Raw genomic sequence first — 25,542 nt, 5'->3', positions numbered from 1 at the left:
ATCGGCCATACTGACCTTAAAAATGTCAAAACGTTCTACAACATTAGCCAACCATTTTCCCGCTGCCTGTATCGCAGAAGTGTCGTGGGAGGTCTGCAACCAGGTGGGAGGGATCTACACCGTTATCCGCTCGAAGGCGCCCGCCATGGTGAAGCATGCCAACGGCCCGTATTGTATGGTCGGTCCTTATGTAAACAAAAATATTCAGGCAGAGTTAGAGCCACTCGACGATTCACAGGATGTATTTGGACAGGCCGCGGCCATTCTGCGAAAAAAAGGATTCGACGTGCTCTATGCCGAATGGCTCGTGACGGGTAAGCCCCGGGTGGTGTTGCTCAATCCCAATGCCGTGCAGGATAAATCGCTCAACGTGGTGAAATACCTGCTTTGGAAAAACCACGGCATCAGCACGCCACCCGACAACGCGTTGATCAACCAGGTGATCTTGTTCGGCTACCTGGTGAAGCTCTTTTTTGATGAGTTGGTGAAACTTGTCGATCCCGAGCACCCCATCATCGCGCACTTTCACGAATGGATGGCGGGTCTGCCCATCCTCGACATCAAGAAGGAGCGCATGCCCATCAAGACGATCTTCACCACGCACGCCACACAGTTGGGCCGGCACCTGGCCATTAACTCGCCCTTGTTCTATGCGCACTTGCCATTTTTTAAATGGGAGGAAGAAGCGAAACGCTTTGGCATCGAAACGGAGGCCAAGATCGAAGTGAGCTGCGCGCAACAAGCCGATGTGCTCAGCACGGTGAGCGAAGTAACGGCCCGCGAATGCCGGCACCTGTTGCACCGGAAACCGGAGGTGGTGGTGCCCAACGGCCTCAACATCGAGCGTTTCGAAGCGTTGCATGAATTTCAAAACCAGCACGTCATGAACAAGGAGGAGATCCATCGTTTTGTGATGGCCCACTTCTTCCAATCCTATTCCTTCGACCTCGACAAAACGCTCTACTTTTTTACATCGGGCCGGTATGAGTACAAGAACAAAGGGTTCGATCTCACCATCGAGGCCTTGCAACGTTTGAATGCCCGTCTGAAAAAAGAGAAGTCAGACATTACGGTGGTCATGTTCTTTGTCACGCGTCGTGACTTCAGCAACATCCGTCCCGAGGTGCTGCAATCAAAAGCCATGATGCAGGAAATTTTCCAGACCACGGCGGCCATCCAGCAACAAGTAGGCAAGCGGTTGTTCTATCAAAGCACCGTACAAGAGGACAACCATCTTCCCGACCTGAATACGTTTGTGGATGAATATTGGAAGCTCCGCTACCGGCGTACGCTGCAGGCCTGGAAAACAAAAAAGAATCCGCTGGTGGTCACCCACCGGCTGATCAATGAAGACCAGGATGAAGTGCTGCAAGCGCTTCAGGCAAAAAAACTCTTGAACAACGCCGACGACCCGGTGAAGGTCGTCTATCATCCCGATTTCATCAACGTGAGCAGCCCGCTCTTTGGAATGGACTACAACCAGTTCGTCCGGGGATGTCACCTTGGAATTTTCCCAAGCTACTATGAACCTTGGGGCTACACGCCCCTGGAATGCATGGCCAGCGGAATACCTTCGGTGACCAGCGACCTTTCCGGTTTTGGCGATTATATTCTACACCACATTGAAGAACCAGAGAAATACGGATTGTTTGTGATCGAACGCGGCAAGCGAACCTTCGATTGGTCGGCCGGTCAACTGACCGATGTGATGTACGGCTTCCTGATGCAATCCATGCGCGAACGGATCATGCAGCGCAACAACGTAGAAAACAATTCCTCGATCTTTGACTGGACCAACCTGATCAAACACTACAAAGAAGCCTACGTGCTGGCCATGAAAAACCAATCTTAATTGGAGGCCCCTTAACCGTTTTTATCTCTGTGTCTTTGCTCCATTCCTGCTCGCTGAAAGACCATTTTTTTTCGCTGCCAGTTTTTTCGCACTAGCCTTTGCCTCCTTCAAAGCCCTTGTCGCCTCATTCTCCTCCATCCGGGCCTTCACAATGCTTTTCACCAACGCCGCAGGAAGCACTTTGTCCAACGGAAAACGTATGGTCCCCGTCGCCGTCTCGTATCCTGCTATTTCCTTTTCAAAGCGCTTCAAAACAGAATTACTCATCACATAAAACCCACAATGATTCTTAAACGCCCCAAACCCAACGAGCCAATCCACTTGCCGATACACCACAATCCCATACCGAATGATCTCCTCCGCCTTCGGCGCCGCCGCCCGAATCGACCGCCGAAGCTTCTCCAACGTCACCTGAACATTCTCCGGCAACCCATCCAAATACTCATCGGCGGTCTTAATCCCAGTTTTCATCGTCCTGCTCATGATGCCTGAATTTTAATTGACAATAAAAAGCTAACTAACTGCTGAACCCAAGCCCCCATCTCCTGATTTCTAACTCCTGAAAGATTCTGGCTCCTGGCTCCTGGATTCTGGCTCCTGACTACGTCCTCGGCAACACTACCTCTCTATTAAATTTATTCCGATAATCCACCGGCGACAGCCCCGCTACTTTCTTAAACACATCGCGAAACGCTTTCGAGTCCGTATACCCCACATCATACATGACCTCGTTCACCGTTTTCCTTCCCGACTCCAATTGTTTTTTTGAAGCTTCGATCTTCACCCGCTGGATGTATTCCACCACGGTGTTGCTGGTGGCTTTTTTGAAACGTCGCTCCAACGTCCGGCGGCCGATGCCAAATTCTTCGGAGAGCTGGTCGATGGAGATCTTGTCGGGTACGTGGCCTTCGATGAATTCCTGCACTTTGACGATTTCGGGGTCGTCGTGGATCTTTTGACCTTTGAAGATGCTGAAGGGCGATTGGCTGTCGCGGCTGATGTCGAGCACGAAGAATTTGGAGGCGAGGATGGCCATTTCGCGGTTAGTGTATTTTTCGACGAGGTAGAGGAGGAGGTTCCAATAGGAGTTGGCGCCGCCGCTGGAATAGAGACCGTTTTGTTCGGTGATGATCTTGTTATCGACCAAGGTTACTTCGGGGAACATCCCGCGGAACTCGTTGACGTATAGCCAATGGGTTGAGCAGGTCTTGCCATCGAGGAGCCCGGTGGAGGCGAGGAGGAAGGCGCCCAGACAGAGGCTGGCCACTTCGGCACCGTTTTTATATTGTTGTGTGATCCACGGCAGAAATTCCTGGTTCAGTTTAATGGCGTTGGCCAGGTTTCCGCTGATGGCGGGCACGATGATGAGGTCGGCTTGCTTGGCGGTCTTGAGTGTGGCGTCGGTGTGGATGGAGATGAGGCCATCGCTGAGCTTCACTTCTTTGGTGAGGCCCACCAGTTGCACGTTGAAGAGCGGTGGTTGGCCGGAGCTTTTGATGAACTCGTTCACGGCCGTGAACATGTAACGCGGGTCTACGATGGCGGCCGAAACGGCGGTTTCGGGAACCAGGATCCATACATTTTTCATGGGGTTGTCATTTAATGTTTTTGGGGGATAATCCTTCATCCTTAAACCAAAGGTAAAATGTCATCTTGTCGCAATCAACCCTTTAGATTGTCGTATTTACACTATTTGGAGTCATTTTTTGACAAAAAGTGGGCTGGGAGCTGAGATTGGCAAAAAAAATTGGAGAGCAGAAGTTTAGCCAGGTCGCCTTTTGGATGGTGAGTGGCAGAGGCTTGTCATTTTTTTCTCTTTAGAAATCTTGAGTCCACGTGAGCGATGCTGGCAAACATTTTTTTTGGAAGATCTGTGAATAAATCTCCATCCCAATCCTGCTGTCGTAATAGACCCTTCAGATTGTCGCTTTCACACTAAGCAGGGAAGATTTCCGGGCGGTAGGTTTGTATTGTTGAAGAGAGATTTAAAAGCGAAAATTTCTTTTCGACCGTGATGGACAAACGCGATGCTCTTGTCTGAAAAAAATGAAAGCGCTACAAAAGAAATAAACCTATTACGATGAAAACACAGATCAATGCCTATCTCAACTTCAACGGCCGGTGCCGTGAAGCGATGACGTTTTATCATGATTGCCTCGGTGGCGACCTCCTCTTGCAGAAGGTCTCCGAATCGCCCATGGCGGCGCAAATGCCTTCGGAGGAAGGGGCCAAGATATTACACGGAATGCTCACGCACGACAGTATTGTGTTGATGGGCTCCGACATGATGGGAGCCGGGTTGGTGAATGGCAACGTGGTGACGCTGTGTTTGAATTGTGGGAGTGATGATGAGATCAATGCTTTTTTTGACAAGCTAAGCAACGGGGGTAAGGTGAGGACGCCGTTGCATCAATCGTTTTGGGGGAGTTTGTATGGGGAGCTGACGGATAAGTTTGGGATGAATTGGATGTTTAATTATTCGAAGAATTGAGTTTTGTTTGGATTTGTATATATCCATGCCGTTGGCCGGTGAGATGTTTATCGATGAGGATACCGACGAGGGAGGTCGAATTAAAAGGGGGATACCTTATCGTTGATCCCCCGCGACGCTTGTTGGTGAAGAACACCAACAAGGGCGGTTGTTGTGGGGAAATTTTTTGGGTGGTCTTGGAAATCGTTGGGAGAAACAGCACCTTCACTTGCAGACATTCCTTATCGTCAAACTAAACGTACGTTCGTGTGAATACATCTTTTTCGCAACCTCTTCCGAAGGCTTATTCGCAGATTGAAGAAGCCACCAAGGCATCGGGATTTACGATGGCTTCCGATTTGCTTACGGGCTCGCTTTTGGGGACACTGGCGGCGTCGAAGCCCGGTGGGAAATTTTTGGAGATGGGTACGGGCACGGGACTCTCTACTTCGTGGCTGTTGAACGGCATGGATCGGGACGCCACCCTGATCTCGGTGGACTATGATCCGAAGTATATTGCTATTGCTGAAAAATTCCTCGGCGACGACAAGCGCCTTTCGCTGGTGACGGCTGATGGAGGCGAATGGATTGATGCCAACAGCCGTCTGCGGTTTGATTTCATTTTTGCCGATACGTGGCATGGCAAGTACCTGATGCTGGACGAGACCCTGGCCATGTTGAACAAGGGTGGTTTTTACATCATCGACGATATGTTGCGACAGCCGAATTGGCCGGAGGGGCATCACGAAAAAGTGACCAAGCTGATTGCTTCGCTGGAGGCACTGCAGGATCTTTTCCTGACGAAACAGGTTTGGTCCACGGGGATTATTATTGCGGTGAAAAAATAGCGCTTTATTCCTTCCCGGCCAGCGACCTTTCTTGCGGCGATGTTATGTCTTAACTTTTGTGGCCACTCATCCTATTTTCTCCATTCGTAAGAAGAAAAAACTTATCTTTCACAACGATCAAAACCCAAAATATTACTATGCAAACCTCACGCAGAGATTTTCTTAAAAAAGGAGCGCTGGCCCTTGCCGGCACCTCGCTGCTCTCGCAGACCCTGTTGGCCAAGGCCAAAGTGGAGATGACGGGCGTTCAACTCTATTCTATACGCGACCAGATGAAGGCCGACCCGCTGGGCACATTGAAACAACTGGCTTCCTATGGATACAAGTATGTGGAACACGCCAACTACGTGGAGCGCAAATTCTACGGACATTCGGCAAAGGACTTCAAGAAAGTGCTCGACGACCTGGGTCTTAAAATGCCCAGCGGCCACACCGTGATGGGTAAAAAACACTGGGACGATGCGAAAAAAGATTTCACGGATGCGTGGAAGTACACCGTGGAAGATGCCGCCACCGTGGGACAAAAATATGTGATCAGCCCCTCGCTGGAAGAAGGCCTTCGCCAATCGGCAGAGGATCTGAAGCATTTTATGGATGTGTTCAACAAATCGGGTGAGCTTTGTCAGAAGTCGGGCATGAAGTTCGGTTATCACAACCACGACTTTGAGTTTAGTGTGAAGATGGACGGCAAGACCATGTATGACGTCATTCTCCAAAGTACGGATCCCAAGCTGGTGATGCAACAGCTGGACATTGGCAACCTGTACAACGGCGGTGCGAAGGCGATCGACATTGTGCGCCAGTATCCCGGCCGTTTCGAATCCATGCACGTGAAGGATGAAATTCTGGCCTCTGGCGGTCATGAAAAATATGAGAGCACCATTTTGGGCGCGGGCATTGTGAACACCAAGGAAGTGATCGACCTGGGACGGAAGTCGGGCGGTACGACGCTGTTTATTATTGAACAGGAATCCTACCAGGGCAAGACACCCCTCGACTCGGTGAAGGAAGATCTGGCGATCATGAAGAAGTGGGGCTATTGATACGAACGACGATGAAGAAAATAACGCTTATGTTTTTCGCCGCCGCCTTGCTCGCCACGTTGGCCGGCACACAGGCATCAGCCCAAGTCAAACCTACCGCACCGGTATTGCGTCATGTCGTGATGTTTAAGTTCAAGGATGATGCTGCGCCGGGCGATGTAAAAAAAGTGGAGGATGCCTTTCGTGCGCTCGCCGGCAAGATCAAACTCATCAAGGACTTTGAATGGGGCAAGAACTCCAGCCCCGAGGGGCTCAACCAGGGCTTGACGCATGTCTTCCTGGTGACCTTTGCCAGCGACAAGGATCGCGATGCCTACCTGGTGCATCCCGATCACCAGGCGTTCGTGGAAGTCTTAAAACCACATCTCGACAAAGTGACCGTGCTGGACTACTGGGCCGGTAAATAATGTCAGAACTATTTTTTTAGCGTCTTTGCGGCCAGTGACAGGGCTGCAAAGACGCTAAATATTGGGGTACCCGTTGATTTGACAGCAAAGTGTATTAACTTTCTGTATAGACCTAACCCTCACGTTGCTATGCATGGCTGCCTTTTTTCTGCCGTCGTCCGCAGAAATGTTTTACTCCTTTTTCTCCTGATCTATTTTTCTCCGTTACATGCTCAGCGAAGCATGATCACTTTTTATGACAGCGCCTGGCTACTGACCACGCGGAAGCATGCGGTATACTACCGCACGGGCATCGTAGATACAGTGGCGTACAAGTTCCACGGCCCGGTGAATGAATTTTATAGAAGCGGAAAGCCGCTGATGAAGGGTACGTTTCGTGCCAACATCAAGCAGGATACATTTTATTTTTACTATCCCAGCGGCAAACTCGAAACCAAGGGATTGTATCGTGATGACATCCGCAAAGGAACGTGGACAAACTATTATGCGTCGGGAGCTGTAAAAGAAAAAGTGATTTTTGACAAGGCATTTGTAAGGACCTTGGATTCCTTTGACGGGAACGGCGAGCCGAATGTTGTGAACGGAACGGGGTTGTGGCGGACCGATTACCTGGTCACGCCAACCCTTTCGCAGGTTGTGGAAGGCGCATTTAAAAACGGTCAACGACAGGGTACGTGGACCTATTGGCTGGTGGACGTGACAAAAGGTGACACTACGCTGGAGTGCACCGAAACCTATAAGGACGGCAAATTTGTGACTGGAAAAGTATATACAGCGAACCGGTCTCCCGAAAAAATATCGCAACCCCGGAAGATTGTCTTTCCTGAATTTGCCAGGTTTGCGCAGTGGGGAATGTGGAAGCGGTCTGCTTATCCTACGCAGCAAGACTATCCGTATCTTAAATTCCTGGCCAAGGATAGCACCGAAGTGGTGATGGTGACCGTAGAAAAGCCAGCCGAATTTAAAGGTGGCCTTAGTGCAATGGCCGCTTTCGTCAATAAGAATCTTCATTATCCGAAAGGCGCACCCAGGGATGGTATGAAAAAAAAGGTGGACGTTTCTTTCGTCATTGATAGGGATGGAACCATCAATCAGGAGTCGGTCACGGTTGTGCGGTCGGATCACCCTTCGCTGGATGAGGAAGCTATTCGATTGGTCAAAAGTTTTCCACCCTGGAACCCGGGCACCCAAAACGGAAAGGCCGTACGGTGTCGATTTGTGTTACCGGTGATGTTCAGGCCTTATTGAGCGCTCTTTTTTTTGCCAACGCATGTCCTGATGATATCGTCGACTTTTGCCGAAAGATACGCAAGAGTGGGTTATTGGATGTGTGATTAAAGTACAGTAGTTTCCCGTCGAATTAAAACCTGTTGCTCATGAAATTTTGTGGCCGTTCTGTGATGTCAATAAAGTATGTGCTGCTCTTTCTTTTCGTTGTCAGCATTTCTTATCAAGCCCATTCTCAGAAGAGAGCGGTTACGTTTTATGACAGCGCCTGGGCGCTTACGTCTAAAGAACGTGGGGTTTATTATCGGGTGGGCATTATTGATACGCTGCGCTATCAATACTATGGCGAGGTGGCTGAATTCTACAAAAACGGTAAGCGCCTGATGCGGGGTAATTTTAAGGCGAGCATAAAACAGGATACGTTCTATTTTTATTATCCCAGCGGCCAGTTGGAGACCAAGGGCGTCTATCAAAACAATGTTCGAAAGGGGATCTGGACGAACTATTACGAATCCGGAAGCGTCAGGGAAAGGCTGGAGTTTGATAACGTATTTGTGACCGTTAAAGACTATTACGATAAGAATGGTACTCACAAAGTTATCGATGGGAATGGTAAGTGGAAGACCGCGTACGATGTGGAACCTGCAAAAATGCTCGCGATAAAAGGCGCTTTAGTCGATGGGCGTCGTAGCGGCGTGTGGACCTATCAATTGATCGATAAGGCTCACGGCGACTCAACACTTTACTGCACGGAGACTTTTGAGAATGGAAAGTTTACGTCTGGAAAAATGTATGCAGAAAACAAACGTGGCCAACGGATGGATGCCCCTCATATGTTTGTTTACCCGGAATTGACGAGAATGAAGAACTGGGGTAAATGGGAGGTCACGCCCTATGCCTCACGGAAGGAGTATCCCTATCTTCCATTTCTCGTCGAGGATGTTGATGAGATGCCAGCCTCATTCAAAGGGGGACTCCCGGCGATGAGCGCTTTCGTTGGAAGAAATCTTCACTATCCGCCAGATGCACGCAACAAGGGTAAGCAAGGCACTGTAATCGTTACTTTTATTGTTAAAGCCGATGGCGCGATTGATCAGGGGTCGGTTACGGTTATCCAGTCCGTATACCCGTCCCTGGATGCGGAGGCTGTTCGCGTCGTGAAAAAGCTTCCGGCCTGGAACCCGGCTATGAAAGCGGGCAAGCCCGTTCAGTCGGAAAGCGTATTGCCGGTAAAATTCAAGTTGTCACTTTGACGTTGGATGACCGTCTTTTCAACGCTCCCGCTTCCAATGCTTAGCAGCAAACTTTTATTATTTGATCAATTTCCTGCGCCCGGTTAATGATCATCAAGTGCCCACCACCCTCAATCTTATAGTCTGCCGTCGTGAACGGGATCAATCTGTCGTTGGTGCCGTGAATATGGATGGCGTTGTCCAACACCGTTTCGTTTGGCCAGGTCACGATCCGGTCGATGGCCCACCGGAAGAAGGCGATGTTCGTGTCGCGCATGATGGCACGGAGCAAGTCCTTTTCCCATTTCTTTTCAACTCCGAAAAACCAGAACACGATCCGGTTGGGATTTTTTACGAGGCGCGTGGGAATGAACCGGTGCAACTGGAGTTTGCGCATGAAATCGAACCGCGGGGCGGGAATGTCCTTCCGTGATTTTGCAGAGGAAATGAGGATGATCTTTTCAACGGGAATGAGCTTGGCAATTTCAACGGCGACCATGCCACCAAACGAGACCCCCACGAGAATAGGATTGTTCTTTCCAATTTTTCCTGAAAGCCGCCCGGCATATTCTTCGATGGATTCGTTCGGCAACGGATCGATCCAATCCACGTGGTTGACTTTATAGGCGCTCAAGTCCAGGTATTCGTACACGCGCTTGTCGGCACCCAGGCCGCTGAATAAAAAAAGTTCTTTCATAGTAAAGGCCTAATCGAAATACGGGAAGCTGTTCAAGGTTACGGCTTTTTTATAGAGAATAGCAACCTGGGATGGCAGGATCCGGTCGCCCGAAAGTTCGGGCAGTTCATGGATGTCGAAGTATTGTACATCGAGCACATCAAATCCCTTCTTCAATTCGCTTGACAGTGCACGGCAAAGGAACGCGATCTTGTAGACATAGAACGGTTGTGAAGGATGGGGGTGCATTTTTTTATCGAACACGGCCAGCAGTTTTTCTGCGGCCACATCGAGGCCGGTCTCTTCTTTGAATTCTTTTACGATCACTTCCGAGGGACTATACCCGATGTCGGCCCAGCCACCGGGCAGCGACCATTTTTGATCAGCACTCTCTTTGACGAGCAGCACTTTGCCCTCGGGCGACAGCAGCAATCCGCGGATGTCGACTTTGGCGGTGGGATAATCCTTGGCGGGGGTGTAGAGCTGTTTGATGGTTTCCAGGTCGGTGCCGGAAAGAAGGTGGTGGAAACTGTGCGTGATGTCTTGCAGCTCGTGGTAGCGCTCGCGGTCGTAGTCGTCTTTGGCGTAGAGCAGGCCGACGTCGGCGATGGATTTTATGCGTTGGATGAGGGTGAGGATTTCGTTCGAAGCCATGGGCGATGGATTGGGATGGTAAGGTAGGAAACAATGTGGAGTCGCGAAAAAAATATCTCACCCGCGGCGGGGTAGGAGGATGGTGTAGCTTTTTTGGTCACCCCGGTTTTATACCTTTCTCATAAAAACACGTTTCAAATCATTATCTTCCGTAGCATTTTACTTCTCTGAACTAACCGACCAAAACCAACTGCCATGTTCCGCAACTATATCAAGATCGGCTTTCGCAACCTTGTAAAAAACAGGGTCTACACCCTCATCAACATTTCGGGTTTAGCCATTGGGTTGGCGTGCTTTATCCTGATCGCGTTGTACATCCACCACGAGACCGGGTTTGATACGATCTACGACAACGCCGACAATATCTACCGCATCAACACGCACGTAGACGTGAACGGCGCCTCTAACGTGTACCCCTCCGCCCACTACCCGGCGGTGTTCGACATGGTGCAGGATTATCCGGAAGCGGTGAATGCCACAACGATGTACCGCATGTTCTTTCTCAGCAACGCCGTCCCCAAGGTCCGCTATGGCGATGCCGAGTTTGAAGAAACAAAATTCTACCTGGTGGACTCCAGCTTCTTTACCGTGTTCAATTTTGAATTTCAATATGGCAACGCTGCCAAGGCCTTGGAGAACACCAATTCGGTGGTGTTGACAGACGCCATGGCAAAAAAATATTTTGGCGACACCAATCCCATGGGCAAGCTGCTACAGCTGCAGGATACCGTGGCCTTGAAAGTGACGGGCGTGCTAAAGCCGATAAAAGGAAAAACGCATCTTGAATTTGATTTCCTGGCAAACGCCAAACCTTATCTCAACCAGTTCATTGGCTTTCGCGTAGATCACGCCTATGTGGGCCTGTGGTATTATTGCTATGTCGTGCTGCAACCGGGCAGTTCGCCAGCGGCATTGGAATCGAAACTTCCGGCCTTTGTAAAAAAATATTATCCTCCGCGCTATACAGACAACAATGCCCGCCTCACGCTTCAAAACATCAAAGACATTCACTTGTATTCTGACTTCACCGGTGGAGAAATGTCGGTGGGTGGTAATATTCAATACATCTACACCCTTGGGTCCATCGCCGTGCTGGTGTTGTTGATTGCCTGTATCAATTTTATGAACCTGTCCATAGCGCGCTTCTCTAACCGGGGCAAAGAAGTGGGGATGCGCAAGGTGATGGGGGCGGAGAAACAAAACCTGGTCTTCCAATTTTTGGGAGAATCGGTGCTCATCGCCTTGATGGCCGGTGTCGTGTCGCTGGTGCTGGTGCGCTTGTCGATGCCGGTTTTTAATGCGCTGGCCAATGTGCAGTTGGATGCGATGGAAATGGTGAAGCCGTTCAATCTCCTGGTGATCCTTGCCATCATTTTGTTTACGGGTTTGCTGGCGGGCATTTATCCGGCGGTGGTCATGGCGGCCTTTCAGCCGGTGAAAGTATTAAAGGGCCTGCACAAAGCGGGACATCAGAAGATCAATCTGCGCAAGGTGTTGGTGATCGGTCAGTTCACCGTGTCGCTCATCCTGCTGATTGGGACGTTGGTGATCTCCAACCAACTGGACTTCATGCGCAGCAAAGATCTTGGATTTAGCAAGGACCAGATCATGATGATCCCGACGAGCAGCCAGGCGCTGGCGCGAGACTTTGCCACCTTCAAAAATAAGCTCAAACAACAGGAATCGATAGCCGCCGTCACCCACATCTCGCACAACCTGGGACAGGAAACGTTGCCCTATCTGCCCCTGTTTGTAGAGGGCAAAGAAGAAGAACAAATGCTGCCGACGATGACCGTGGGATATGATTTCCTGGAGACGTTCGATATTGAAATGCTGAATGGAAGATTTTTCGATGTGGAGCATAACACGGACAGCACGCAGGCTTTTGTGATCAATGAATCGGCCGCCAAGGCATTGAACTGGTCTGATCCCATCGGGCGGAAGATGTCGTTTGGCGTAGGTGGAAATCCGAACAGCGTGGTGATCGGCGTGGTAAAGGATTTTAACTTCGATCCCCTGCGCAACAAGGTGGGACCGTTGGTGATGAATTTTTCACCCGTGCAAGGCAACGTGGCCGTGAAAATAAAACCGGGCGATTATCAACGCACGGTGGCTGCCGTGGAGAAGGCCTGGGGTGAGATCGAAACGGAGAAACCTTTTGCTTTTTATTTTCTCGACGAAGGGTTGGCCAAAACCTATGTGGCGGAAGAGAACCTTGCGCTGGTGTTCAAATATTTTTGTGGCCTCGCCATTTTTGTAGCGTCCCTGGGTTTGTTTGCACTCGCCAGCTTCAGTGCCGAGCGCCGGTTGAAAGAGATCGGTGTGCGCAAAGTGTTGGGGGCTTCCGAGATCGGGCTGGTGGCTTTGTTGTACAAAGAATTTCTTGTCCTTATCCTGATCTCCTTCGTTGTGGCCAGCCCGCTGGCGTACTACTTTTTTAATCGATGGCTTAACGAGTTTGCCTACCGCATCGACATTGGGGTGATGCCTTACCTGATCGCCGTGGTGTTCATCACCCTCATCGCGCTGATCACCGTGGGATACCAATCCATTTCGGCGGCGCGGAGCAACCCGGTGAAAATCCTGCGAACCGAGTAGGGCAGGGGTGGACGGTCTCTGGAGATTGCCGGTTAAAGCGTAAAAGGTATAGGAACCAATTGTCTTGCCTTGATGGGCTTGCCCAAATGCGTGGCCGGCTTCCAATCGGGCATGATCTTGACCAGGCGCAAAGCTTCCTTGTCGCACGACGTGCACAAGCCCCGTTCGATATGCTCGTCCACAATTTTTCCGTTGGTGTCCACCCAGAACTCTACGAAGACTTTGCCCACGACGATGTTGTGGGGTTGTTTCCATTTAAAATTCTTGCGAAAGAACTTGGTCATGCCGCTGGGGCCGCCGGGAAATTCGGCAGGGGTGTCGGCAGCCATGTAGATGATCTTGGTCACCGTGTCGACCCGGACAACGGTTTTTTGTTTGACGGTGTCGGTGGCCTGCCCATAGGCGGCAGCGGCCAGGATCAATAAGAGGAGCGTAGGGAGTGCTTTCATGCGTGGGCGCGATTCGGTTTGGGTTGAGCGCCGTTTGTTTGGGCGATCAACCTTGCTCTACAAACCTACTAAAAAACGGGGAAGCATCAACCCGGCGGAAAGATCTGCCCAGGTAAGCACGACTCACGCGTTTGCATCCGTATCCAGGCGCGACTTTTTTGACTTCGGATGGGCTTTATTCGCTGCGCAACGCGTTCACGGGATTGGTTCGCGCAGCTTTCCAGGTCTCGTAGCTGATGGTGATCAGCGTGACCAATAAAAGTCCCAGCAAGCTCACCCCGAAGATCAGCGGACTGATCGACGATCGGTATGTAAATCCCTCGAGCCAATACCGCGCAATGAAATACGCCGCCGGCACGGCAATGACCGCGGATACGAGAAAGATCTTCACAAACACCCACAAGAACATACCCACCACTTGCTTCACCACGGCGCCCAACACTTTGCGGATGCCCACCTCTTTGGTCTTTTGCTCGGCGGTGTAGGAGGCCAGTCCAAAGACGCCGAGCACGGTGATGAGAATGGCCAGCACGGCAAAACTTTTCGCCAGCGACGACACCCGCCCTTCCTCGAGGTACATCCGGTTGAATTCGTCGCTCACAAACCAGTAATCGAAACCCACGCCGGGCATGATCTCTCTCCATTTCTTTTCGATGGAAGCGATCTTCTCCTGGAATTTTCCAGGCGGGAGTTTGATATAGGCGATGCGATCGATGAAGTGGACGTGCGGGTTGAGCATGAGGGGCTCGATGGCCTGGTGCATGGAGCGGAACGGAAAATCTTTTACAATGCCGATCACTCTGAACGAGGAAAAGGTGCCGTCGCCGCGATTGCTTCTGAGGGTGACCGAGGAACCCATCACTTTCTCGATCGGTTGATTCAAAGCTTTCACCGCCGCTTCGTTCAGGATCACCGACGATGAGTCGTTGATATTGGCGGCGTCAAAATCGCGACCGGCGATAAATTCGAGGTCGTATGTTTTGGGGAAATCGAAATCCACATTCAGTTGGTTCCACTGCATTTCTTCTTCGTGCAATCCGGGGAACCGCACGGTGGCGCCGATGAAGCCAAAGTAGTTGAGGCGTGGCAGGTGGTTGGCCATGGTCACGTGCTCGATATCCTTGTCTTGCAACACGGCCTGCTTGAAGGCGAGAAATTTATCCTGCGGCGCATTGCCACCATAGCGGATGGAAAGCAGCTGGCTGCCCTGCTCGTTCAGTTTTGTGTTTTGCATGAAGCTCATCTGCCTGACGATCGTGAACGTGGAGATGATGAGGACGAGTGCCACGGCATACTGCGCGGTGACAAGACTTTTGCGAAACAATTCAGCGCCACGTCCTTTCACCACTTGGCCCTTCAATACTTCGGAGGGTCTGAAGCCGGAGAGATAGATGGCGGGATAGCTTCCGGAGATAAAGGCCATGAAAAGGACGATGAGCAACACGATGGCGATCATGTAGGGATTGAGCAACGAGGCCACCGTAAAGGTTTTGTGCGCCAGCTGGTTGAAGGGCTGCAGGAAGGCGATCACCAGCAATACGGCCAGGACCAGCGCCGCCACGGTCATCAATGCTGACTCGAAAAAGAATTGTTTGGCGATCTCGCGGCGTTTGCTGCCCAGCGATTTGCGCAAGCCCACTTCCTTGGCACGCCGCGCCGAGCGGGCCGTGGCCAGGTTCATGTAGTTGATACACGCGATGAGCAGGATGAGGATGGCCACGGTGCTGAAAATGGCGAGGTAGCTTTTGTTGCCTTGCGTGTTGTCTTCCTCCCACAAGATCTTCTCGTCAAAATGCATGTCTTCCATTTTTACGATGAAGGGTGTCAGTTTAAAACCGTTGGCCACGAAGTTGGAGTCGGCCTGGGTGAGTTGGTCCGACATGCGTTGCAGTTCGGCTTCGATGGGTTTCATGTCGGCGCCGGGCTTCATCACCAGGTAGTTTTCGAAGAACTCGATGTTGTCGCGGAAACGCAGGCCCTCCATGTAGTTGTTGAAGCCGTCGCCCATAATGGTGCGGAAGGCGTTGACGTTGATGATGTATTTGGGCTTGAAATGTGAATTGGCAGGATAGTCTTTGAATACGCCGGTCACCACCACGTCGATCTCGCGTCCTTGCGTGGCGAAGTTGTGTTTTAAGGTGATCGTTTCGCCGATCGGATCCTGGTCGCCGAACAGGCGTCGGGCACCCGTTTCACTCAACACCATCGTGTTGTGGTCGTCGAACATCTTCTCCTGGTTGCCTTGCACCAGTTTGAAATCGAGGATCTGGTCGAAATGGGGTTCTGCCCATTTGATTTCTTCGGTGAGGATGATCTTGTCTTTGGCTTTGTGATGAAGCGATGTGGGATAACCAATATAGTCGATGCGTGTGCCGCTGATCACTTCGCTGCGCGTTTCTTTGAGTTGCTTCAACCAGAACCCGGGGGAGGTGGTGTTGTCGAACACCCGGCCTTCGCGGTTGGTGAAGCGGCAGCCGATGCGGTAGGTGTTGTGGAAATAGGGATGCATTGTGTCGTACTGCAGTTCGTCGCTCACATAGAGAAAGATGAGAATGGCGCTGGCCAATCCCAAGGCAAGGCCAGACATGTTGAGGAGGGCAAACATTTTTTGCCGTTGGAAATTCCGGAGGGTGATCAGCCAGTAATTGCGCAGCATGGTGTATAGGGTTGGTTCCTCTAAGAACGCATTTTGTCGGCTGCCGGGTTATCCCCCGATACACCCTATTTTTCGCCGGGAGAAATGCCGCTTCGATCGATTGAAGTGACAAGAAAAAACGGTTCTCCCTTGGAAATGGACCAGGCCCTGGCTAAGTTAAACACCCGAAATTTACCCGGAAGGCATGAACCTCAATATCGACGCACAAAAACAACAAACCTACGACGCCATCGTCGTGGGCACCGGCATCAGCGGTGGATGGGCCGCCAAGGAGCTTACCCAAAAAGGACTGAAAACCCTCGTACTGGAGCGCGGCCGCGATGTGAAACACGTTGTGGACTATCCCACCATGACCAAAGACCCGTGGCAGCTCCCCCACGGCAACAAGCTGACGGAAGAAGAACTGAAATTTTACCCCGTGCAATCGCGCACCAACTGGGTGAGCCAGGCCAACAAGCACTGGTGGGTGAAAGACACCGAAAATCCCTATACCGAAGTAAAACCCTTCGACTGGATCCGAGGCTATCACACTGGCGGTCGCTCCATCATGTGGGGCAAGCAAACCTACCGCCTGTCGGACCTGGATTTCACAGCCAATGCCAAAGATGGTGTGGGCGTGGATTGGCCCATTCGCTATGCCGACCTGGCGCCGTGGTATGATTATGTAGAAACCTTTATCGGTGTGAGCGGTCGCGCAGAAGGCATACCACACCTGCCCGACGGAAAATTCCTGCCTCCCATGGAGTTGAATTGCGTGGAAGAAACATTTCGCGATAAAGTGGCCGAAAAATTCAACGGCCGCAAGATCACCATCGGGCGCGTGGCGCATCTCACGGCGCCGTTGCCGCACGATCCGAGTCGCGGCGTATGTCAGTCGCGGAACATGTGCGACAGAGGTTGCCCCTATGGAGCCTATTTCAGCAGCAACGCTTCTACTTTGCCTGCAGCAGCCAAAACCGGCAACATGACGCTGAAGCCAAACGCCATCGTTCATTCTATTATATATGACGAAAAGAAAGGCAAGGCGATCGGTGTGAAAGTGCTGGATGCGGAGACTAAACAAGAGGTGGACTATTTCGCAAAAATTATTTTCCTGAATGCTTCCACCCTGGGCAGTACATTTATTTTGATGAACTCCATCTCCAACCGTTTCCCCAACGGACTGGGTAATGGCAGTGGCGAGTTGGGCCACAACATCATGGATCACCAATATCGCGCGGGTGCAACGGCCCTTGTGGAAGGCTATGAAGACAAGTACTACGTCGGCCGCCGCCCCAACGGTATCTATATCCCCCGCTTCCGCAACGTAGGCGACGACAAGCGCACCGACTATCTCCGCGGCTTTGGCTATCAAGGCGCCGCCAGCCGCACGGAGTGGCAGCGTGGTGTGAGGGAAATGTCTTTTGGAGAGGATTTAAAGAATTCACTCATGGAACCCGGCGGATGGAGTATCGGCATCACCGGCTTTGGCGAATGCCTCCCCAGTCACAGCAACCACGTGACCCTGAATAAGGACAAGACCGACATCTATGGCTTGCCCACCCTGAGCTTCGACGCCGAATGGGGACCCAACGAAAAGGCTATGCGCAAAGATATGAAAGACAGCGCCGCCGAAATGCTGGAGGCCGCCGGCTTCAAAAACGTGACCACGTATGACAACCCCGACAACATCGGCCTTGGCATCCACGAAATGGGAACCGCCCGCATGGGCAAAGACCCCAAGACCTCGGTGCTGAACAAGTGGAATGCCGTACACGAAGCTCCTAATGTATTTGTTACCGACGGTGCAGCCATGACGTCATCGGCCTGTCAAAACCCGTCGCTGACCTACATGGCGCTCACCGCCCGCGCCGCCGAATACGCCGTGAACGAATTGAAAAAAGGAAATCTGTAACAATTGAATTACCCTACAATGAACAGAAGAGAAGCCATTCAACGCACCGCCCTCGCCTTGGGCTATGCCATATCCGCACCTGCTATGATGGGTGTGCTCAATGGGTGCAAACCCTCGCCGGAGCTTGCATTCAAGCCTGTGTTTTTCACAGAACCACAGGCTCAGACCATCGCGGAACTTTCTGAGATCATTCTTCCGAAAACAACTACTCCCGGCGCGAAGGACGCGGGCGTACCAGGGTTTATCGATAGCATGCTGAAAGAAGTCTACGGCAAAGAAGCCCAGGAGAAATTCATCGAAGGGCTTAACGCTTTTGAAGAAGATGCTAAAAAAACTTTAGGAGACGGCTTCATGGATTTGAAACCTGAGCAGCGTGTTGCTCATTTCAAGAAGCATCATGACGAAGCGCTAAGCGCGGCCGGCAAAGGAGGTCCTACCGGTTGGTGGAATGCTGGGAAGGATGGGGACAAGCCTTTTGTGCTGAAAGTAAAGGAGCTTACGTTGTTAGGATTTTTTACGAGTCAGCCGGGAGCTACTGAAGTGTTGCAATACAAGCAGGTTCCGGGGCCGTATCATGGATGTGTGCCACTGGCAGAGGTGGGGAAGGCTTGGGCGACGTAAAAGACTTTTGAAAGGGCGCGGCCCGAACGTCATGTCGCAGGCACACGCTAGCTAAAGAACTCCGCCAGAAATTCAAGACATCCCGAATTTCGAGAGTACGGAACTTGGATATACTTCGCACCGGGTGAAACGAAACCCGGTGAACACCGAGGGCGTCCCCTCACATTCAAAATGCATCACCACACGGATCGAATGCGGTGTCCACGGGATTCCTTGAAAACGTGCGAAGCCAGATGACGTGCGTGCCTGCGGAATGACGCACGCTGTCGGAAGGCTTTGTGGGTTCGCACGTCATGTCGCAGGCACAAGGGAGTTAAGGAACTACGCCAGAAGTTCAAGACATCCCGAATTTCGAGAGCACGGAACTTGGATATACTTCGCATGGAGTGAAACGAAATCAGGTGAACACGGTGCGCGCACCCACCGTATTCAAAATGCATCACCACACGGATCGAATGCGGTGTCCACGGGATTCCTTGAAAACGCGCGAAGCCAGATGACGTGCGTGCCTGCGGAATGACGTGCGCTGTCGGAAGGCTTTGAGGTGCTTCAATAGGCGCAAGCACGAGCTCCCCCCTAGTTCTTCAACGGGCTCGAAATGTAAATCTTATTCTCCTCCTGATAAGGAATTCTCAGCGGTGCCGCATCCATATTGTCCAGCAACAACGCGTCGGGAACAATGAACGATACAAGATTACCCCCTGAAGTGGGAAGGTTCACGACTTGTTTTTCTTTGCCCACCGCAGGCACGCGCTTCAAATTTTTCAAACCACCCGAACCCATCCTGGCCGAGCGAAGCAATTCCTCTTTCCCCGTCTCAAGATTCACTTTATAGATCTCCGGAACGCCGTCGCCGCCTGAAGAAATTTTGCGGGCAATGAGGGCGAATTCGAGACCGTCTTTCTTGGCGGCATCGATGAGGGCCTGCTTCAAGGCTTGCGTTGATTGGCCGTTGCTGGTGGAAATTTCGAGAACGCCAGGGCCGCTCGCATGGCCGTTGGCAACCTGGCCTGTTTTGGTGAGGGAGCGATCGTTCAGTTGATTTTTCAGAATGCCTTTTTCGATCAGCACAAGATTTTCTTGCGGCACCACGCCTTCGTCATCAATGTCATAGCTACCGAGGAGTGAAATGTTGTTGAATTTCTGCAGCGATGTGCGGGCAGTGACAGTGAAGGTGTTGTCGATGAAAAGCTTTCCAACCTTGGCGTCCATGCCGCTGCTGCCTTCGCTGCGGTCCATTGTGCTGGCGAGTGTATTGGAGGCGACGAGGTTGTCGCGATAAGAGAAAAAGGCGTTGGAGAAAACTTCGGCGACCGCGGGACCGAGAAACAGCACGGGGCCATTATACTCTTCTTCCAGGGCCACGTTGTCTTTGGCAGTGATGAGCTTGCGGGCCATCTTTTCCACTTCGGCTTTCATGTCGGCGAGGCTGGGGAGTTCTTCCGGTGTGCGGGCGTAGCGAACCAGGTTGTCGAAGAATGGCTCGCCCTTTTCGGTTTCCATGTAGGCACCGCACTGCAGGTAGACCGTGGTGAAGGGTTTCACGATCGTGGTGCCTTCGCTGTTCACAAAATATTCGTCGCCATACGTAATGGTGAGCGCTGCGGCGGAGCCTTCGATGTCGGGAAACGATTTGAAGACGGCGGACAGTTCTTTTACATAGTTGTTCCAGCGTTCCTGGCCCAGGTTGAGCGGTTTCGCAAAATCGATTTTTGTGACCACGGGCACGGTGGCAAATTCACGGTGGGGAAGGTCTTCCAGTTTTTTATTTTCTTCTTTCAGCGTGAGCTGGTGTTTTTTGTATTTCTGCGCTGCGCCCTTGTAGACCACGTCGGTCGAAGCCCACAGTGCGCGCCGGATACCGTAATAATCGTCGTCGAGGGGAACGGACAGGTCGTTGGCGTTGGGTGGACTGGTCAGGTTGTTGTCGAGGCTTTCGTCGTTGAAGGTATAGTTGCCCACCAGGAGCCGCACAGACTTGTTCCGGCTTTGAAACATATCGGATCGGACAAGGGCGCCAAGCGTGGCGTGGGCCGAGAACACGTGACGGTCGTTGATGCCATAGCTGATGTAGAACGGTTTGTCGTGGCCTTCATATTTGGCGTCGGTCATCGTTCGCTTCATTTCGTCCTTCATAGCTTTCAGGATGACGGACTCCCGTTCTTGTGCGCACAGCGGCTGGGCGATGGCGATCCATCCGGCAAAGAGAACAACGGGTCGTATAACACGGAGTATGCGCATAGCCTTATGGTTGAGGTTGTGATCCCGGGCGGCTCAACAGGGTGGCCTCCTGGTGTTGACGGGGTTTCTTTTGGGTTTCGATTCTTCGCACAAACAAAGACGGCGAAGCGGCGCTCACGGGTACGTAGCCCGACTCGGCGCCACAAAATCCGATGAATGTATCACGGTCGTTGCCCGTGGCTTGTATTTCGGCAAACATCGCCAGCGGCGTGCCGATCAGGTCTACACCGCGCACCAGTTCATCGGCACGGCCATCAACATAAATGCGATAGACCATCGTGGGGAAAATGTTGAAGGCGTTGGGATTGTAGCGATCCGTCACCGTAAATCCACCGACAACATCACGGAACAGGTAGCCGTAGGGCTTGCCCTGCCGCTTACATTCCTTCAACAACATTTTTCGCAAATCTTCCATGGGTACCCCCTTGGTTGTTTCCACGATCAAATTTGACTGACGCGAAACAGGCTCCATGCCGATCGACGCCCGGCCGTGGCCATTGGAGCGTGCGAGATTCTCCAGCGGTGTGCGCGACATGAGGAAAGTTTTCAGCATGCCCTTGTCCACCACCGTCACCCGTTCGCCTTTGATGCCTTCGTCGTCGTATTTGTAGCCGCCGTTGATGGGTTTGCCATCGATGGCCGTCAGGGTGGGGTCGAAATATACTTGAAGGGTCTTGGGCAACACATATTCGCCGATCTTGGCTTTGAAGGTGTGGCCGTCGTATTCTTTTTTCATGCGATGGCCTTCCACACGATGACCAAAAATTTCGTGGAAGAAAACACCGGCGGCGGGTGCCAGCAAAATAGCCGGGCCACTATACGGTTCTGCCAGTGGCGCAGTTTTTAACTTCTCCAGCGACGCGATCATCTTTTCAATATCGCCCATGATTTTTTCATCCGCGGGAAATCCATCCGGGGTCACGGCATAGTAGGAGAGGTGGAGCGGGATCACGTCGCCGTCGCTGGCGCGGATGCTACCGTTCACGTGGATGTAGGCCGAGGTGTTGTTTTGAACGACCTGGGTTTGTTCGGTGGTGATGAAATATTTTCGTTCCTGGGAAAATTGAAGCGACACATCCCCTTCTACGAGATCGCCATTTTTCAGAAAAAGGGCGGAGTATTTTTTGAGTTTTTCTTTCCAGACACCGCCGTTGAAAGCCGTGATCAGGTCGGCCTGGGGTGGTTCATAATAGCGGGTTGGGGTCTCCTTCGAGAAATCGTTGGTCGGTGCGGTGGTCACGGGTGTGGTGGTCCGCTCGCGTGCCTGGCGGGCGGCTTTGAATCCGCGCAGGGCTTGTTTGTATTCATTTTGCGTGGTCATCCAGATGCCCATGCGAAGCGCGATCTTCTCATTTTCATAGGGAAGTTCCGTGGGGTCGGATCCCTCGTGCATCTCGAAATCGTCGGGTCCCTGTGGATGGGTGTTGTCAAATTCATAGCTGCCCACTTTCACCCGCGACACCAGCACGCGGCTTTTGTCGCTGCCCGCACGCACAAGACTGCCAAAGGAAGTATTCAGGTGAAGGTTCGCTACATCGTCGACGCGATAGTCGATGTAGTAGGCGGGGACAGTTGCTTTTTTTAGCTCGGTAAAACTCCGGGCCAGTTCTGCCTCGAGGACCGTGATCAACGAATCCTGCGCCCGTACCGCAAAGGCGGGCAGCATAAACAATAGGAAGACCCCCAGGCGTCTTTTGATGTAACCCAATAACATTTTCACAGCTTTCGAAAGTTAGGACCTTGGCAGCATGGAGCAGCTCCAAAATGTAACGGTAAAGTATCTCAAAAAACGTGGAAGACAAAAAATTATGTCCTGTTCTTTGTCAAGGTCCTGACTTCCTACAGCGCCGGTGTCAACGTTTTTGTTGATCGCGAAGCCGGCTGGCAGGGCTCATTTCGTTTCTGTTTTGGCCATTTCCCAGCCGATGATGCTCTTCTTTCGGGCCGGGCTCCAGCGGTACTCACCCAGGATGCCGTCTTTGCGGATCACGCGATGGCAGGGGATGAGATAGGCGATGTGGTTGGCGCCTACCGCCGATCCCACGGCCTGCAGGGCGTTTGGATTTTGGATGTTGGCGGCAATGCCCTGGTAGGTGGTCACGTTGCCCATGGGGATCTTTAACAGGGCTTCCCACACCTTGAGCTGGAAGTTTGTGCCCTTCACAAACACATGGAGCCGTCCCGTCGCGGGCGTCGCGCCCGGATGAAAGATCCGTTCAGCAAAGGACGCGGTGAGCGCCTGGTCCTGGTGGAAGAGTGAATTGTGCCAATGTTCTTTCATGGCCTCGATGTGGCCCTTGGGATCCTCGTCGGTGGCCAGGAACGACAGCCAGCAGATGCCGCGGTCGGTCACGGCCAGCAGGCAAGCGCCGAACGGTGTTTCATGGATGCCATAGTGAATGCGCAGCCCCGAGCCGTGCAGTTTGTACTCCTGGGGCGTCACACCCTCCAGCGTTGTGAACAGATCATACACCCGCGATTGGCTGGAGAGCCCGGCCGATTCGGCGGCTTCCACCAGGTTGCGCGACTGTTCCAGTTTCTCTTTCAGGAAATCGACCGTCAGGAACTGCAGGAACCGCTTGGGACTGATGCCCGCCCATTCCGTGAAGATGCGCTGAAAGTGAAAGGGTGAAAGATGAACTTTTTCGGCCACCTCGTCGAGTTCGGGTTGGCGTTGGAAATTTTTTTCCAGGTAAAGAATAGCTTCTTCGATACGCTGGTAATTGATATGGGTTTCGTTTGTCATCAACAACATAAAACTATGATTTTTTGTTGACTCAAAATTGCCACCGTGGGGGGGATTACTCAACCTGTTTCTTGCTGACTTCATTTTTGATGAGGGGTTGACGTATTCTTTGAGCTTTTCCTTATTTTTAACAAAACCCACAATCATGAAAAGATCTCTACTGTCCTTCTTTTTTATTATGGCCGCTCTGGCAGTTGCCGTGGCGCAACAACCCAACTACGACACGGTGAGGATCCGCCCCGTGCTGGTGAGTAACAACCTGTATTTCTTAAAAGGTTCCGGTGGCAACATCGGGGTGCTCATCGGAAACGACGGTACGCTGATGATCGACGACCAGTTTGCTCCCCTCTCCAACAAGATCAATGGCGCTATCAAGACCCTCAGCCCGGGCGAGATAAAGTTCCTCATCAACACCCACATCCATGGCGACCACACCGGCGGCAACGATAACTTCAAAAAGATGGGCATCACCATCCTGGCCCAGGACCAGGTGCGCGAGCGCATGACCAAGGAAACCGTGAATCGTCAGAATGAAAAAGTGCCACCGCGTGCCAAAGACGCCTTGCCCGACATCACTTTTGCCGACAAGCTGAACGTGCACATCAACGACGAAGACATCGAATTGATCCACTTCGATCCCGGCCACACCGACGGTGACGTGATCGTTCATTTTAAGAAAGCGAATGTGTATCACATGGGCGATATGTTTGTCACGTATGGCTATCCGTTTATAGACGTTTCCAGCGGTGGTTCTGTGAATGGCATGATCGCTGCCCTGGATAAGATCCTTGCGTTGATGGATGACCAAGCCAAAGTGATTCCCGGTCACGGCGAATTGAGCACAAAGGCCGATGTGAAAGTGTTTCGCGATCGGTTGGCGGATATTCGCGATCAGGTGGCTGCGGCGTTGAAGAAGGGAAAGAAGAAAGAAGATTTACCGAATCTGGGCATCACGGATAAATATGATGCCGAGTGGGGGAAAGGATTTTTGAAAGGAAAGGATTTTGTGATGTTGGTGGCGGATAATATTGCGATCGCTCCGAAGAAATAACTTGAACCGCAGAGACGCAAAGAGCGCAAAGGAAATGCAAAGTATTCTCTGTATTCCTTTGCGCTCTTTGCGTCTCTGCGGTTCAACATGATTTCCGCAGCTTCAAGCCGCATCATGAAAAATAATCCCCAACGAATACCGCACCCCTGATTTCACTTCACTCACCCCGTGCTTCATCGTAGCCCGGTAATATCCCCGCGAACCTTTCACCGGCCGGAAGTTGGTAGTGAAGATGAGCGCATCCCCCTGATTCGGCTGCAACACTTCCGCCTTGGATTGCGCGCGCGGCACCTGCTCCGTGAGCACGAACTCGCCACCCTCGTGATCCTTCCCCGCCTGGCTCAACACAAACACCACCTGAAAGGGAAAATACACCGCCCCATAAAGATCCTGGTGAAGCGTATTGAATCCCCCCGCCTCATACCGCAGGATCAACGGCGTTGGCCTGGGTTGGTCGTGATCATGACAGTGCGCGACCAGGGCTTTGTGATCGCCGGGATACGTAATGTCCATCCCCAACTTTTGCATCCACGCATTGGCGAGCTTGGCCAACGGCGTGTACAGCATTTCCCGCAGGACTTGGATGGTCGGTGGCAAGGGGTAATTGAAATATTTGTACTCCCCTTTGCCAAAGCGGTAACGCTGCATGTTGATCGTGTTCCGGTAAAGATCCGGGTCGGCATACAATCCGGAAAGGTGCCGGCACTCGTCGGCCGAGAGCACCTGCGGCAGCAGGGCATACCCTTTTTCATTGAGTGCTGTATAGATCGATTCCCAAGGCATAGCGACAATATCCTCCATATTTTTTTTCTGTAAAGATCGGGGAACTACAGGCCCGGCTCAACCCGAAACTTGCGGAATGACCACCGGGTGGATT

At 51.9% G+C, this 25,542-nt stretch carries 21 protein-coding genes; 11 read left to right on the top strand and 10 right to left on the bottom strand.

Annotated features, from left to right (window positions below; translation table 11 throughout):
- The first annotated feature begins 22 nt into the window (after positions 1-22).
- Entirely contained in the window at positions 23-1,852 is a 1,830-nt protein-coding gene (locus BUB30_RS11105; RefSeq protein ID WP_073133627.1) for a glycosyltransferase, read from the top strand.
- Between the two features lie 21 nt (positions 1,853-1,873).
- Here BUB30_RS11105 and BUB30_RS11100 read toward each other — a convergent pair whose 3' ends face one another.
- Both BUB30_RS11100 and BUB30_RS11095 read right to left on the bottom strand, forming a co-directional pair.
- Positions 1,874-2,335, bottom strand: coding sequence for an iron chaperone (locus BUB30_RS11100; RefSeq protein WP_084138026.1), 462 nt, complete (start codon positions 2,333-2,335; stop codon positions 1,874-1,876).
- 118 nt (positions 2,336-2,453) lie between these two features.
- The gene (locus BUB30_RS11095) at positions 2,454-3,440 is read right to left on the bottom strand and encodes a GlxA family transcriptional regulator (RefSeq protein ID WP_073135070.1); all 987 of its coding nucleotides are present in this window, start codon (positions 3,438-3,440) and stop codon (positions 2,454-2,456) included.
- 492 nt (positions 3,441-3,932) lie between these two features.
- On the opposite strand from BUB30_RS11095, the gene BUB30_RS11090 reads away from it, so the two are divergent.
- The 6 genes from BUB30_RS11090 to BUB30_RS11065 all read left to right on the top strand — a co-directional run bounded on the left by BUB30_RS11090 (position 3,933) and on the right by BUB30_RS11065 (position 9,100).
- Positions 3,933-4,343, top strand: a complete 411-nt coding sequence (locus tag BUB30_RS11090; protein ID WP_073133626.1) for a VOC family protein — start codon at positions 3,933-3,935, stop codon at positions 4,341-4,343.
- Positions 4,344-4,591: 248 nt separating this feature from the next.
- Positions 4,592-5,170, top strand: coding sequence for an O-methyltransferase (locus BUB30_RS11085; protein WP_073133624.1), 579 nt, complete (start codon positions 4,592-4,594; stop codon positions 5,168-5,170).
- A 137-nt stretch (positions 5,171-5,307) separates the two neighbouring features.
- On the top strand, positions 5,308-6,213 hold the full coding sequence (locus BUB30_RS11080; protein ID WP_073133623.1) for a sugar phosphate isomerase/epimerase family protein: 906 nt from the start codon (positions 5,308-5,310) through the stop codon (positions 6,211-6,213).
- An 11-nt stretch (positions 6,214-6,224) separates the two neighbouring features.
- Positions 6,225-6,620, top strand: coding sequence for a Dabb family protein (locus BUB30_RS11075; protein WP_073133621.1), 396 nt, complete (start codon positions 6,225-6,227; stop codon positions 6,618-6,620).
- Positions 6,621-6,842: 222 nt separating this feature from the next.
- On the top strand, positions 6,843-7,868 hold the full coding sequence (locus BUB30_RS11070; RefSeq protein WP_073133619.1) for an energy transducer TonB: 1,026 nt from the start codon (positions 6,843-6,845) through the stop codon (positions 7,866-7,868).
- 128 nt (positions 7,869-7,996) lie between these two features.
- A complete protein-coding gene (locus BUB30_RS11065; protein ID WP_084138024.1) occupies positions 7,997-9,100 on the top strand; it encodes an energy transducer TonB in 1,104 nt (367 codons plus the stop codon).
- 40 nt (positions 9,101-9,140) lie between these two features.
- On the opposite strand, the gene BUB30_RS11060 is transcribed toward BUB30_RS11065, so the two are convergent.
- The gene (locus BUB30_RS11060) at positions 9,141-9,776 is read right to left on the bottom strand and encodes an alpha/beta hydrolase (protein WP_073133615.1); all 636 of its coding nucleotides are present in this window, start codon (positions 9,774-9,776) and stop codon (positions 9,141-9,143) included.
- Between the two features lie 9 nt (positions 9,777-9,785).
- Positions 9,786-10,409 carry an NUDIX hydrolase gene (locus BUB30_RS11055; protein WP_073133613.1) on the bottom strand — a complete coding sequence of 208 codons (624 nt, stop codon included), beginning with the start codon at positions 10,407-10,409 and terminating at the stop codon, positions 9,786-9,788.
- A 195-nt stretch (positions 10,410-10,604) separates the two neighbouring features.
- On the opposite strand from BUB30_RS11055, the gene BUB30_RS11050 reads away from it, so the two are divergent.
- Positions 10,605-13,007 (top strand): ABC transporter permease, encoded by a 2,403-nt coding sequence (locus BUB30_RS11050; protein ID WP_073133611.1) that lies wholly within the window; start codon positions 10,605-10,607, stop codon positions 13,005-13,007.
- Positions 13,008-13,039: 32 nt separating this feature from the next.
- Here BUB30_RS11050 and BUB30_RS11045 read toward each other — a convergent pair whose 3' ends face one another.
- Positions 13,040-13,456: an energy transducer TonB gene (locus BUB30_RS11045; protein WP_084138023.1), complete on the bottom strand. Its 417-nt coding sequence runs from the start codon at positions 13,454-13,456 to the stop codon at positions 13,040-13,042.
- A 175-nt stretch (positions 13,457-13,631) separates the two neighbouring features.
- Positions 13,632-16,112, bottom strand: coding sequence for an ABC transporter permease (locus BUB30_RS11040; RefSeq protein ID WP_073133607.1), 2,481 nt, complete (start codon positions 16,110-16,112; stop codon positions 13,632-13,634).
- A gap of 184 nt (positions 16,113-16,296) precedes the next feature.
- On the opposite strand from BUB30_RS11040, the gene BUB30_RS11035 reads away from it, so the two are divergent.
- Positions 16,297-18,006, top strand: coding sequence for a GMC oxidoreductase (locus BUB30_RS11035; RefSeq protein ID WP_073133605.1), 1,710 nt, complete (start codon positions 16,297-16,299; stop codon positions 18,004-18,006).
- Between the two features lie 18 nt (positions 18,007-18,024).
- A complete protein-coding gene (locus BUB30_RS11030) occupies positions 18,025-18,627 on the top strand; it encodes a gluconate 2-dehydrogenase subunit 3 family protein (RefSeq protein WP_073133603.1) in 603 nt (200 codons plus the stop codon).
- 576 nt (positions 18,628-19,203) lie between these two features.
- On the opposite strand, the gene BUB30_RS11025 is transcribed toward BUB30_RS11030, so the two are convergent.
- The 3 genes from BUB30_RS11025 to BUB30_RS11015 form a co-directional block, all read right to left on the bottom strand.
- Complete coding sequence (locus BUB30_RS11025) at positions 19,204-20,868, bottom strand: metallopeptidase TldD-related protein (RefSeq protein WP_073133601.1); 1,665 nt, start codon at positions 20,866-20,868, stop codon at positions 19,204-19,206.
- A 4-nt stretch (positions 20,869-20,872) separates the two neighbouring features.
- Entirely contained in the window at positions 20,873-22,582 is a 1,710-nt protein-coding gene (locus BUB30_RS11020) for a metallopeptidase TldD-related protein (protein ID WP_084138022.1), read from the bottom strand.
- 177 nt (positions 22,583-22,759) lie between these two features.
- A complete protein-coding gene (locus BUB30_RS11015) occupies positions 22,760-23,623 on the bottom strand; it encodes a bifunctional transcriptional activator/DNA repair enzyme AdaA (RefSeq protein ID WP_073135066.1) in 864 nt (287 codons plus the stop codon).
- A gap of 136 nt (positions 23,624-23,759) precedes the next feature.
- Between BUB30_RS11015 and BUB30_RS11010 the strand changes: the two genes are divergently transcribed.
- Entirely contained in the window at positions 23,760-24,665 is a 906-nt protein-coding gene (locus tag BUB30_RS11010; RefSeq protein WP_073133599.1) for an MBL fold metallo-hydrolase, read from the top strand.
- A gap of 102 nt (positions 24,666-24,767) precedes the next feature.
- On the opposite strand, the gene BUB30_RS11005 is transcribed toward BUB30_RS11010, so the two are convergent.
- Complete coding sequence (locus tag BUB30_RS11005; protein ID WP_073133597.1) at positions 24,768-25,466, bottom strand: 2OG-Fe(II) oxygenase; 699 nt, start codon at positions 25,464-25,466, stop codon at positions 24,768-24,770.
- Positions 25,467-25,542 lie beyond the last annotated feature (76 nt).

The organism is Chryseolinea serpens (genome assembly GCF_900129725.1).
GTDB classification, from domain to species: Bacteria; Bacteroidota; Bacteroidia; order Cytophagales; family Cyclobacteriaceae; genus Chryseolinea; species Chryseolinea serpens.
The sequence above is the reverse complement of the archived record's forward strand: the minus strand, read 5'-3'. Positions and strand labels throughout refer to the sequence as shown.

What these genes read in the sequence shown, in the direction of transcription:
- BUB30_RS11105 (WP_073133627.1), top strand. Translation starts at nt 23, where the DNA reads ATGTCAAAACGTTCTACAACATTAGCCAACCATTTTCCCGCTGCCTGT.
- BUB30_RS11100 (WP_084138026.1), bottom strand. Translation starts at nt 2,335, where the DNA reads ATGAGCAGGACGATGAAAACTGGGATTAAGACCGCCGATGAGTATTTG.
- BUB30_RS11095 (WP_073135070.1), bottom strand. Translation starts at nt 3,440, where the DNA reads ATGAAAAATGTATGGATCCTGGTTCCCGAAACCGCCGTTTCGGCCGCC.
- BUB30_RS11090 (WP_073133626.1), top strand. Translation starts at nt 3,933, where the DNA reads ATGAAAACACAGATCAATGCCTATCTCAACTTCAACGGCCGGTGCCGT.
- BUB30_RS11080 (WP_073133623.1), top strand. Translation starts at nt 5,308, where the DNA reads ATGCAAACCTCACGCAGAGATTTTCTTAAAAAAGGAGCGCTGGCCCTT.
- BUB30_RS11075 (WP_073133621.1), top strand. Translation starts at nt 6,225, where the DNA reads ATGAAGAAAATAACGCTTATGTTTTTCGCCGCCGCCTTGCTCGCCACG.
- BUB30_RS11070 (WP_073133619.1), top strand. Translation starts at nt 6,843, where the DNA reads ATGATCACTTTTTATGACAGCGCCTGGCTACTGACCACGCGGAAGCAT.
- BUB30_RS11065 (WP_084138024.1), top strand. Translation starts at nt 7,997, where the DNA reads ATGAAATTTTGTGGCCGTTCTGTGATGTCAATAAAGTATGTGCTGCTC.
- BUB30_RS11060 (WP_073133615.1), bottom strand. Translation starts at nt 9,776, where the DNA reads ATGAAAGAACTTTTTTTATTCAGCGGCCTGGGTGCCGACAAGCGCGTG.
- BUB30_RS11055 (WP_073133613.1), bottom strand. Translation starts at nt 10,409, where the DNA reads ATGGCTTCGAACGAAATCCTCACCCTCATCCAACGCATAAAATCCATC.
- BUB30_RS11050 (WP_073133611.1), top strand. Translation starts at nt 10,605, where the DNA reads ATGTTCCGCAACTATATCAAGATCGGCTTTCGCAACCTTGTAAAAAAC.
- BUB30_RS11045 (WP_084138023.1), bottom strand. Translation starts at nt 13,456, where the DNA reads ATGAAAGCACTCCCTACGCTCCTCTTATTGATCCTGGCCGCTGCCGCC.
- BUB30_RS11040 (WP_073133607.1), bottom strand. Translation starts at nt 16,112, where the DNA reads ATGCTGCGCAATTACTGGCTGATCACCCTCCGGAATTTCCAACGGCAA.
- BUB30_RS11035 (WP_073133605.1), top strand. Translation starts at nt 16,297, where the DNA reads ATGAACCTCAATATCGACGCACAAAAACAACAAACCTACGACGCCATC.
- BUB30_RS11030 (WP_073133603.1), top strand. Translation starts at nt 18,025, where the DNA reads ATGAACAGAAGAGAAGCCATTCAACGCACCGCCCTCGCCTTGGGCTAT.
- BUB30_RS11025 (WP_073133601.1), bottom strand. Translation starts at nt 20,868, where the DNA reads ATGCGCATACTCCGTGTTATACGACCCGTTGTTCTCTTTGCCGGATGG.
- BUB30_RS11020 (WP_084138022.1), bottom strand. Translation starts at nt 22,582, where the DNA reads ATGTTATTGGGTTACATCAAAAGACGCCTGGGGGTCTTCCTATTGTTT.
- BUB30_RS11015 (WP_073135066.1), bottom strand. Translation starts at nt 23,623, where the DNA reads ATGTTGTTGATGACAAACGAAACCCATATCAATTACCAGCGTATCGAA.
- BUB30_RS11010 (WP_073133599.1), top strand. Translation starts at nt 23,760, where the DNA reads ATGAAAAGATCTCTACTGTCCTTCTTTTTTATTATGGCCGCTCTGGCA.
- BUB30_RS11005 (WP_073133597.1), bottom strand. Translation starts at nt 25,466, where the DNA reads ATGGAGGATATTGTCGCTATGCCTTGGGAATCGATCTATACAGCACTC.